The following is an 11,379-nucleotide window of genomic DNA, read 5'->3' as shown; positions in this document are numbered from 1 at the left end:
TTTTCTATAAAAAAAAGATGTAATTTGAAACAAAAAACTTGCTTTTTCAAGCAAGTATCTTTATTTTATTAAGGCGACGGTCGGATTTGAACCGACGATTAAGCTTTTGCAGAGCCATGTGTTACCACTTCACTACGCCGCCACAACATTAACTATTATAGCGGAAAAATAAATTTATGGCAAGCATGAGCTCACGCTACTTCCTGTTAAAACATTTGAGTCAAGACTGACAGGCTCTAACAATCATTTGCTAACTCCAAACCAATAAAAAATGACTTGAGCTAAGCAATCTTGTCTATTTTAATCCCCAATTTTAAAATTTGCTTCTGTGTCCATAAAGAACAAATCCCGTTGAACATTTTCTCTGCTGACAACATGAAATCTTCTTCCATCTTTTTGAATCAAAAAATCACCAACTAGAGCCAAATCTCCTGAAATTGACTCAAAGTTTAAAACATTTTTATTCCATTCATTCCATGAAAGGCGTCCTTGTTCAAAAGCGTGCCTAACCCATCTCTCATGAATTGGTCGATGCGAAATTTTCCAGACTTCTACAAGCTGTCCTCGATATTTTGCTTGCATAACTCCCCCTTCTGTTACACATGAACTAGTCAGTAAAGATATTTTAGCAAAATGAATAAATTTGTCAAAAGTTAGTTGGAATTTCAATCTTTTTTCTTTTCAAATTGAAAACGTTTTTTACAATGAAATATCTTATAATCTGATATTTTTACTTTATAAGGCTATTAATAATGTGAAAAAATTAATAAAATACATTCTCGTACCCTTTATACTACTTTTTTATTTTTTGAAGTGTTTTCTTTACATTCCAATAAAAATAAAAAGACACTTTAGTGTCTTTTTATTTTAAAGTTCTTCTCCATTTGTTTTAATAACATTTTGATACCAAGTGAAAGAATCTTTTTTTGAACGCTTCAAGGTTCCATTCCCAACGTTATCTTTATCTACGTATATGAAGCCATAGCGTTTTTTCATCTCTCCTGTCCCAGCAGAAACAAGGTCAATAAATCCCCAAGGAGTATAGCCCATTAAGTCAACTCCATCATAATTTACAGCATCCTTCATTGCTTCTATATGAGCTTTTAAATAGTCTACTCGATAAGGGTCATGTATGCTTCCATCAGCTTCAACTTCATCCACAGCTCCAAAACCATTTTCAACAATGAAGAGTGGTTTTTCATAACGTTCATAGAACCAATTCATTGCATAGCGTAATCCTAAAGGATCAATTTGCCAGCCCCATTCAGAAGCTTTAACATATTCATTTTTGACTAAATCTTTATCTTCATTGTAATCAAAAGTAGGAGCTTTACCATGGTCTTTAATTGCAAAACTCATGTAGTAAGAAAAACCAATATAATCTACTTTTCCTTCTTCCAATACTTTCAAATCATCATCAAGAATATCAAGTTTAAATTCCTTACGGTCAAAATAGGCTTTTAAATAGCTTGGGTAATGTCCGCGAACATGAACATCTGCAAACCAATAGCGACGTTGCATAGCAACGGTTGAAGCCATCATATCTTCTGGTTTACAAGTTGCAGGATAAATCGGACACATTGCAATCATACATCCAATTTGGAAATCTGGATTGATTTTATGCCCCAGAGCGACAACTTTGGCAGAAGCAACCAACTCATAATGAGCCGCTTGATACATAATTTCTTCACGTTCTTTTTCGCTTGCTCCTTCTGGGAATTTTAAACCAGAATTAGTAAAAGGTGCAAAATCACGCATAAAGTTTGCTTGGTTGTTAATTTCATTGAAAGTCATCCAATATTTAACTTTATCTTTATAACGATTCATTACGACTTCTGAAAAATGGACGAAGAAATCAATAAGTTTACGATTACAAAAGCCTCCATATTCTGTTACCAAGTGATAAGGAAGTTCAAAGTGAGAAAGGGTAATCACAGGCTCAATCCCATGTTTTAAACACTCATCAAATAAATCATCATAAAATTGCAGTCCTTCTTCATTAGGTTCTGCTTCATCTCCATTTGGAAAAATACGGGTCCATGCAATGGAAGTTCTAAAACAATTTAAACCTAGTTCTTCAAAGAGTGCAATATCTTCTTTGTAGCGATGATAAAAATCAATAGCTTCATGATTTGGATAATTTTCTCCCTCAATTACCCCATCTGTGATTTTTCTCTCTACTCCATTGCTCCCTGCTGTCATGACATCAGCAACAGAAACTCCCTTTCCGCCGGCATTCCATCCTCCTTCAAGTTGATGTGCAGCAACTGCTCCTCCCCAGAGGAAGTCTTTTTTTAAAGTCATAATTTCTCCTTTTAAATTTTTAGAATTAACATTTTTAATAAGATAAGCTCAAGAATTCTTGAGCTCATCTAAAATTTGCTATTATTCAGCAGCATTAATTTCAGCTTCTGTTTCAGCTTCTTCTTTAAGAAGAATATTGTCATAAGCTTTGGCAAATGGCCAGTAGAGAAGTGATGTCAATGCAAGGATAATAACTTGCCAAACCATACCTTGCCAGCCACCTACAAGGTATCCTGAAAGAACTGCAGGTGTTGTCCATGGAACATAAGCTCCGTTAAATGGTGGAATGATTCCTAGATAAATCACTAAGTAAGTCAAGATTCCTGAAATCAATGGTGCTAAGATAAATGGAATTGCAAGAATAGGATTTAAGACAATAGGAAGACCAAAGAGAATTGGTTCATTAATATTGAACACTGCAGGTCCAATTTCCATACGTCCTAAAGTTTTACCTTGAACTGATTTTGCACTCACTAAGAGGAAAATAACCAAACCAATGGTCAAACCAGAACCAGTAACTGTCAAGTATTGGTCCATGAATGATTGTGTAACGATGTGGGCTCCGTTTGAAAGACTGAGATGTCCTGCTTTATAGAGGGCAGCATTGTCAGCAGAGTTGGCTTGAAGCAATGGTCCCATAATCCCACCGATGATTGTCGCTCCGTGAACACCGAACCACCAGATAAATACTGGCATAAAGGCAATAACGAAGACGCCGACAGGACCATCAGTTACGTGTTGTAATGGAGTTTGAATCCATTTATAAACTAATTCAATGAAAGTTGTGTTGAATCCGATTGTTGTAATTCCGTGAACAACTCCAGCTAAGGCAATGATTGCTCCTGCAGGAACAAGTGAAGTGAATGATGCCGCAACGTTTTCTGGAACTTGTTCTGGCATTTTAATTGTGATGTTACGACGCATAAAGCCAGTGTAAATCCAACCGACTAAGAGTCCGACGATGATTGAAAGAACCATCCCTTTCCCACCTAACCAAGCTCGGTCAATTACCCCTCCAACTTGATAAGCAGTTGAAACTTTAGTTGGGTCAGTAACAGATGTTACTTGATGAATTGTGTCTGGTTGCAACAAGATGTGAACGATAATACCAGTTAAACCAGCAGGAACTCCTTCATAACCTGCATCGCGAACCCACGCGTAAGCAATACCGAATACGGCAAGCAAGGCCATAATACCAAATGAAGCATTATTAATTTGTAAAAAGAGCGGGCCCAATTTGATTTTGTTCATGAAGTCTTGGCCTGCTTGGAATGGCAGTTGACCAAGAATCAAGAATACTGAACCAATAATGATAAATGGAATAGGATAAATCATACCATTTTTGATTGCCGTGACTGCACGGGTATTCAAAAATTTCATCATTGGAGGCATGATTTTGTTTTGAATAAAATTGTTCATGGTTGAACAGTCTCCTTTACTTTTTTTGATGAACTGGTTTCACGTTCATCTTTTCTACATTTTCATTATAACACTAAAGAGCAAAAGAAAGAAAGCGGTTTCTTCTTTTTCCAAAACTTTGGTTCTGTACCACTCGTGAAGACTAATGTGCCAAAATTGTCATATAAGTTTCCTTTAAGGTTGCGAAAATTAGCCTTGCAAATTATATTTGTTATCTCAATTTAACTTTTTTTATTTTATCTATCAAACGATTAGGAACGGCTGAGCAGATAAAAAAGCCAATTTGGCTTTTTAATTTGATAATTGATAAACCAAATCTGTTAAACGCTCAGTCAAATAAACTGTTGGTAATTGACTCGTCAAATCATAATGCGTATTGATTCGGTGTTCATTAATTCGATAGGTGAGGACAAAATCGCTCAATTCAGCAATACTTGAATTCAATTTTGGTGTGATACTTGAAATATAAACATCTTTATTGGAGCGCAGACTGGTCAGTACTTCAATGATTTCATTCGTTTCCCCAGAGATGGATAAAGCAATTACTAAAGTGTTGGTCGTATTTTGTAATTTTGAAGCAATTGGATAAGTCACATCACTAAATGAGAAAGTATTAATTCCAACTCCCGCTAATCTTCTGGCCGCATAATCGCAGATTAAACCGCTGGAACCTACTCCTGTAAAAATAATATTATCACTTTCAATGACTCGATGTGCCAGATTATCCAAACGTTGTTCGATATCGCTAGAGAAAATATCTAGTGAAAAAGGAATTGCAGTATTTGAACTTCCTTTTTCCAATTCTTTTTTATCAATAATGTACTCTTTAAAATCTGTATATGAATCATAGCCCATTTTATGAATGAGGCGCATGACGCTAGAAGTTCCAACATGTGCTTCCAGAGCAATATCACGGACTCGCATATAAGGAATTTTATCAACATTATCTCGTAAATAACTATAACAAGTTCTTTCTGTATAGGTTAACTTTTGAAAATCAACATTTCCAAAAAAACTCATAATTCTCTCCTTTCTTATTTAAACTTTTTGGTTAGAAAAAAGTTGCGTCTCCGCAACTTTTAATTTTGCATTTCTAATAAGCTAGGAGCTATATTATTTGTTTTCAAGAGCTTGAAGGCGTTGTTCTTGACCGACAACTTCTACAGCAAGATCTTTAAAGGTAATGGCATTCATCAAGTGGTCTTGTGCATGAACCATGTAAAGATTCCAACCAATTTTTTCACCTTGGGCTAAGCGTGTTAGAAGGTCTGTCTGAACGTCATGTGCTTCACGAAGTTGTTCGCTCGCTTCGTTCAATGAACTTTCAGCTTCGGCAAATTCACCAGCTTTGGCTTGTTGAATGGCTTGGAAGGCTAAACCTTTGGCATTTCCCCCACTCATGATAATGCCCATTACAACACCCATGTAGTCATCACTTGTTGGATTCTCGTATTTATCAGTCATTTCTTATCTTCCCATTTCTCTTTGCTTAGATTTTTACATAGTAAAAGAGCTTTCGCTCTTTCACAAGTTTGAAATTTTCAAACCTTACTTCATCAAATTTTCAGCTGCTGCAAGCACTTTATCTCCGCGCATCATTCCATAATCTTGCATTTTGATAACATCCATTGGTACACCAGCGATTTCAGCTTTTTTAGCAACTTCACCTTTCATGAAGGCAACTTGTGGGCCTAAAAGAAGAACGTCAGGTTTTGGTGAGCCTGTTCCGGCAAGCATATTATCAATGTCCGCTGTTGATTTTGCGAAAATTTCGTAATCTTTCCCGTTATCTGCTGCTGCTTTTTGCATTTTTGATACCAAAAGTGATGTTGACATACCGGCTGCACATGCAAGTGCAATAACTTTATCTGCCATAATTATTTCTCCTTATTCTTAACGTTTTATAATTTAACGTTCTTTATAAAAATAATTATAACGTTTTCATTTTCATAATGCAAGCGTTATCTATTTTTTAAAAGTGCTTTATAAAATTCGAAAATTAACTTAACTTTCCCTTTATAGCAAGCTTTAACCGACTTATGAGTCATAAAATAAAAAAGCTACACTCAAATAGTAGCTTTTTGAAATATTTGTTTCTCTTTTTGGAACAAATTTATTATTTTTTAAGATAATAATCAATTGATTTATGGGCTAGAATTTCCAAAATCGCGAGTACTGGGAGTTGAGTGGTCAGATTTCCTAAAGGATACTGTTTAGACCATTCATTGACAAGATTATAAGAAAGCTGATAATCAGCAAGTTTAGCAACAGTACAATCTTCATGATTGGTAATCGAAATAATTTTTGCTCCGCCCGCTTTAAACTCCAATTCTTTATTAACAACTTGTTCTGTTTCACCTGATACAGACATGATTACTGCCACAACATTTCCCATTCCCTGAACTTGAACAGCTTGAAACGGGTCAGAAATAACGAAGCTTCGTAATCCAGTATTTACAAAATATTTAGTGGCATACTCACTTAATGAACCAGATGTTCCTAAACCTAAAAACACGGTATAATCAGCTTTCGCAATCATTTGTGCAGCATTATTAAGTTTTGCCTGATAATTATCTGTATTCATTCGACGTAAAAACATGTTGAATTCGAGCATATTATCATAATGTTGCTCTTCTGGTGTTTTTTCTTTGAGTTGATTTTTGAGGTAAAATTTTAAATCGGACCAACCTTCAAAACCAAGTTTTGTACATAGTCGGACAATTGTCGAAGTTGAAACATGGGCTTGACTTGCTAAATCACGAATTGTCATTTGTTGGACTTCTTCAGGTGATTTAATGATAAAATCAAAAACTAGCGTTTCAAGCTCGTTAAGTTTACTGATTTGTTCGGGTAGAAACATCATTTTTTACTCTCCGTATTTGGAAATATTTAGCTCCGCCACAAATTCTTTTAAAAATTTACTGACAGAATCATTGTTTGAAAGGATTTGCCAAATTTTAGCAAAACTGTCAGTAAAAATTACTGACAGCTTTTATCCTCGATAATAATTGAAATTTTCTTAGCCCTTTCCGAAAATGAAAGCATAGATTAAACCAAGAATTTCATGAGCATAATAATTAGGATAATAAAGAAGATTATTGACTTTTGTCTTTGCAGCAAAGCCTTCTACTTTTACACCTTCATGTTTTGCAAGATACAAGGCTCGGTAAAGATGAAAATCGCTAGTGACAATCACGGTTTTTGCGTCAAAATATTTTTTAGAATAAGCAATATTTTCCGCGGTATCACCCGCCTTATCTTCACTAATAATTCTGTCAGCACTAATGTGATGAGCCATCAGATAATTTTTCATACTAAAAGCTTCACTAACAAGCTCGCCAGCTCCTTTTGCTCCAGACACAATAATTTTGGCCTGCGGATTATTCTTAGCAAGCAAAAGTGCTGCATCTAGCCGCTCTTGAGTAATCTTGGTTGGTTTTTTATTTTGATTTATTCGTGAGCCAAGGATTAAAATTGTTTGAATATCTGTGGAGTTTTCAGCAGTTCTGTCAGTAGATTTGCTAAGAATCAAAGCAAGACAAATTACTGAAATCAAAAGAATTAGACCGACAAAAGTGCCTATAATCTTAAAAATCTTTTTCATTAATTAGAAACTTTGTTTACGAGAATCACGTGTTTTACGGGCATTTTTATTACGCTCAGCACGGCGTTTTTTCTTGTTATCTTCTTCAATTTGCCATTTAATTGCACGTTTATAACCTGGTTTAACGTGTTTTTTACCTTTTTTAAGGGCACCAATGGTTTTTGTTGAAATTTCATCTTGTTTTTTCGTCCGTTTTTCACGACGGTCACGGTCATAGGAATCAACAATCTCACCATCTTTAATGGCTTTTGGTTGGAATGTAACACCCATTTTTTCAATCTCACGAATGCTTGAATCATCAGAAGGACTATAGAGCGTAATAGCTGTTCCTTGTAATCCATTACGGCCAGAACGACCCACTCGGTGAACAAAGAAAGTTAAATCTTTTGGAATTTCATCATTGATAATGTGTGATACACCTTCAATATCAATTCCACGCGCGGCAATATCGGTTGCCACAACATATTGATAATCCAAATTTTTAATTGAATTCATGATACGTTTACGTTCACGTGGCGGTACATCACCATGAATTTTTGCAACTTTAAGTCCGTTACTTGTCAAGAAATGATGAATGTCATCAACACGACCTTTGGTATTGGCAAAAATCATTGCCATGTAAGGATTCGTTGCTTTTGTCAATTGGAGCAAAAGTTGATTATGTGAACTTCCTTTAGTAGAAACGAGCCAATTTTCGATTGTATCTGAAATTACTGTCTTATTGGCGATTTTTTGCATAACAGGATTATGCAAATATTTTTTCAAAAATGGTTGAAGTTTTTGAGGAATAGTTGCTGAGAAAACGAGCATTTGCACGCGTTTACCAAAGCTTGAAGCAATTTGGTCAACATCTGCCAAAAATCCCATGTCAAGCGTCATATCCGCTTCATCGACAACAAAAGTATTAGCAGTATGCACAATTAAAGCATTAGATTTGATTAAGTCATGGATTCGACCTGGTGTTCCAATTACGACATGTGGTTGTGATGATTCCAATTTTTTGATTTGACGGGCCTTATCAGTCCCACCGACAAAGTTTGAAACACGAAGCTTGTCATTAACTTTTGTAAATTCTTGAGCTGCTTTGTAAATTTGAGTAGCTAATTCACGTGAAGGAGCCGTAATGACTGCTTGCACTTCATCAAGATCAGTATCAATTTTTTGGAAAATTGGGAGTAAAAAAGTGTGTGTTTTTCCTGAACCAGTTTTTGATTCCCCTACCAAGTCACGGCCTGAGAGAACAATTGGAATCAATTTTTCTTGTACTTCAGTTGGTTTTTCAAATTTGATATTCTCTAACGTTTGGTTAATATAATCTTTAAAATTAAAGTCTGTAAATTTCATTTTTTTCTTTCATTTGTTGAGGATTATTCGTTTCATTTAAAAAATGACGAATCTCTGTTTTTGCTGATTTATCCATGGAAGGGACTTTTTTCTATTATATCAGAAAAAAAACATTTAAGAAACCAGTTCTTGTCACTATTTAAACTCATTTTTAAAATCTGTCAGTGATTATATTATAAATAAAAAGTTACTGACAGAAATTCTGTCAGTAACTTTTATTTTTCATTATTCATTAACTTTACTTTTTAAAACCTTATGTTCAAGCCTACTAGGCCAGAAACTTGCAGTTTCAAAAAGATTTGATTCTTTAAAAACTTCTTCTGAGCTAAATTTATCACCGACTTCATTTGTGCTTAAAATTTTAGCAACTTTAAAGGCACAGATGACTAATAATATAGCCACACAAAGTAAGAATATGACTGACAGACCTCCTTGAATCATTGTATTACGCATGGTTGCCTGCGCGTTCGTTAATGCTAGACCAGATAATTTACCAGAAGCCACTTGGGCTTTTGCTGCTGAATAAGAAGCAAAGTAACCAATATTGACATCCGTTGAGAAGATTTTTTGCCAACTGGCCACAAAAGTTACACATACATCCCAAACTAAAGGAAGTGCTGGAATCCAAACCCATTTAAGATAACCCTTACGGATAACCATGACACAAACAATAGCCAGAGCTACCGCCGCAATTAATTGATTAGAAATCCCAAAGAGCGGATACATGATTTTTATTCCACCATTTGGATCAGAAACGCCCATCAAAAGCAAAGCCCCCCAAACTCCAACAATCACTGCTGTCGTTATAATTTTACTAGGTAACCAATCATCATCACCCAAGCGACCTAATTTTTTGAAGCCACGCAGGGCATCATTAAGTAAATAACGAGTCGATTTTGTTGCCGCTGAAACAGCTGACAGAATAAAGAGCGCCTCAAACATAATCGCAAAATGATACCAGAATCCCATCATATTTGTCCCACCAATAAGTGGAACCTTATGTAGAATATTTGACATTGAAACGGCTAAAGTTGGTGCACCACCAGTCCGTGAAACGATTGATTGCTCACCTACATCTTTTGCCACTTGCTCAAGTGCTTTTTCACCAGTAGTACCTTCCCAGTCAATACTGAGTTTTGAACCATCAGGCATCATGGCTACATTTGGAATTGCTTTGGCAGCATTATATTCAGCACTTTTATCTGCTTGATAACTTGAAGCTGCGAGTTTTTGGATACTAGCTTGTGGGGTATTCATAGAATAATAAATTCCAGGATTAAGAGAAATCGCAGCGACTAAAGCCATAATGGCAACAAATGATTCAAAGAGCATCCCGCCATAACCAATCATTCGCGTTTGTGACTCTTTAGCAATCAAATGAGGAGTTGTTCCAGAAGACATCATTACATGGAAACCAGACAAGGCCCCACAGGCAATCGTAACAAATAAGAAGGGAAAGAGGGAACCAGCAAAAGCAGGACCATCTGTATTATGTGCAAAATTAGTCAGAGCTGGAATCGTAACATCCGGTCGCACACCCACCACAGCTATTGCTAAAATAGCAATGGTACCAATTTTCATAAACATGGATAAGTAATCACGAGGCGTAAGTAAAATCCAAGCCGGGATAATGGCTGCAATAAAAGTATAGCCCATGACCCACCAAACTAAGGCAGTTGGTGAAAGCATGAAAATATGTGCAAATGAAGATTCTGAAACCCAACGGCCACCGAAAATAGCAACTAAAAGGAGAATAAAACCAATCGCTGAAATTTCATTCACGTGCCCTGGGCGAATATATTTCAAATAAATTCCCATTAACAAGGCAATTGGAATTGTCATCCCAATCGAAAAGACTGCCCAAGCAGAATTTGCCATCGCCGTCACACAAATCAAAGCTAAAACAGCCATAACAATCATTGTCATGATAAACACAATAAATGAAGTCAAGCCACCAGCAAATCTGCCAACTTCATCATGAGCCATTGCCCCAATAGATTTTGCTCGACGACGATGAGAATACCAGAGAACGAGCATATCTTGTACCCCTCCGGCAAAAATAACTCCGAAAATAATCCAAATTGTCCCTGGTAAGTAACCCATTTGTGCCGCTAAAACTGGTCCAACCAAAGGCCCAGCTCCAGCAATTGAAGCAAAATGGTGACCGAATAAAACAACTCGGTTGGTTGGGTCAAATTCTTTTCCGTCATTATGGCTTTCCGAAGGGGTCGCCCGTAAATCGTTTGGACGCATAATCTTACGTTGAATATATAAAGCATAAAAACGATAGCCAATCAAATAAGAACATACTGCTGCAATAACAAACCAAATCGCATTAATCGTCTCTCCTTGAGCCAAAGCAATCAACGACCAAGCAAGACCGCCTAGTAAAGCGACCGCCACCCAAATGATAATTGATAAAAGACTGGGTTTTGGTAAATGTTTTTTCCAATCTTTCATTGTTTCTTTAAAATTTGCCTGCTTTAAATCTTTAATTCCGACAATTTTTCCTTGTTTATTCCGCAACAAAAATAGCTCTTCTTCTTCGGTAAAGTTTGAAGAGTTTCCAATATCTTTCATAATCCTCTATCCCTATGCACTTATTAATGCATTTGACCTTCCATAATTTTTAGAACTAAATGTAACCGATTACAATAATATTTTAGCACTATTTAATCAAAAATATAAACATTTATGTTTAAAAAAAT

The 11,379-nt window shown here is 35.9% G+C and carries 10 protein-coding genes and 1 tRNA gene; all 11 read right to left on the bottom strand.

Going from position 1 to position 11,379, the window contains the following annotated elements:
* Positions 1-71 precede the first annotated feature (71 nt).
* The 11 genes from QJV49_RS09835 to QJV49_RS09785 all read right to left on the bottom strand — a co-directional run bounded on the left by QJV49_RS09835 (position 72) and on the right by QJV49_RS09785 (position 11,251).
* Positions 72-142 (bottom strand) — tRNA-Cys (locus QJV49_RS09835).
* 158 nt (positions 143-300) lie between these two features.
* A complete protein-coding gene (locus QJV49_RS09830) occupies positions 301-582 on the bottom strand; it encodes a hypothetical protein (protein ID WP_225512631.1) in 282 nt (93 codons plus the stop codon).
* A 285-nt stretch (positions 583-867) separates the two neighbouring features.
* The gene (locus QJV49_RS09825; RefSeq protein ID WP_225512630.1) at positions 868-2,304 is read right to left on the bottom strand and encodes a 6-phospho-beta-glucosidase; all 1,437 of its coding nucleotides are present in this window, start codon (positions 2,302-2,304) and stop codon (positions 868-870) included.
* Positions 2,305-2,385: 81 nt separating this feature from the next.
* Complete coding sequence (locus tag QJV49_RS09820; protein WP_003131550.1) at positions 2,386-3,723, bottom strand: PTS sugar transporter subunit IIC; 1,338 nt, start codon at positions 3,721-3,723, stop codon at positions 2,386-2,388.
* A gap of 291 nt (positions 3,724-4,014) precedes the next feature.
* Entirely contained in the window at positions 4,015-4,743 is a 729-nt protein-coding gene (locus QJV49_RS09815) for a MurR/RpiR family transcriptional regulator (protein WP_225512629.1), read from the bottom strand.
* 93 nt (positions 4,744-4,836) lie between these two features.
* Positions 4,837-5,187 (bottom strand): PTS lactose/cellobiose transporter subunit IIA, encoded by a 351-nt coding sequence (locus tag QJV49_RS09810; RefSeq protein WP_003131552.1) that lies wholly within the window; start codon positions 5,185-5,187, stop codon positions 4,837-4,839.
* An 84-nt stretch (positions 5,188-5,271) separates the two neighbouring features.
* Positions 5,272-5,598, bottom strand: coding sequence for a PTS sugar transporter subunit IIB (locus QJV49_RS09805; protein WP_225512628.1), 327 nt, complete (start codon positions 5,596-5,598; stop codon positions 5,272-5,274).
* Positions 5,599-5,839: 241 nt separating this feature from the next.
* Positions 5,840-6,586: a MurR/RpiR family transcriptional regulator gene (locus QJV49_RS09800; protein ID WP_225512627.1), complete on the bottom strand. Its 747-nt coding sequence runs from the start codon at positions 6,584-6,586 to the stop codon at positions 5,840-5,842.
* Positions 6,587-6,742: 156 nt separating this feature from the next.
* Complete coding sequence (locus QJV49_RS09795) at positions 6,743-7,327, bottom strand: YdcF family protein (RefSeq protein WP_225512626.1); 585 nt, start codon at positions 7,325-7,327, stop codon at positions 6,743-6,745.
* A 3-nt stretch (positions 7,328-7,330) separates the two neighbouring features.
* Entirely contained in the window at positions 7,331-8,671 is a 1,341-nt protein-coding gene (locus QJV49_RS09790) for a DEAD/DEAH box helicase (protein WP_003131558.1), read from the bottom strand.
* 225 nt (positions 8,672-8,896) lie between these two features.
* Positions 8,897-11,251, bottom strand: coding sequence for a carbon starvation CstA family protein (locus QJV49_RS09785; protein WP_225512625.1), 2,355 nt, complete (start codon positions 11,249-11,251; stop codon positions 8,897-8,899).
* Positions 11,252-11,379 lie beyond the last annotated feature (128 nt).

Source organism: Lactococcus sp. NH2-7C (assembly GCF_029953655.1).
In the GTDB taxonomy this organism is placed as follows: domain Bacteria; phylum Bacillota; class Bacilli; order Lactobacillales; family Streptococcaceae; genus Lactococcus; species Lactococcus lactis.
Note: the sequence above shows the minus strand (reverse complement) of the source record. Positions and strands in the feature narration are given on the sequence as shown.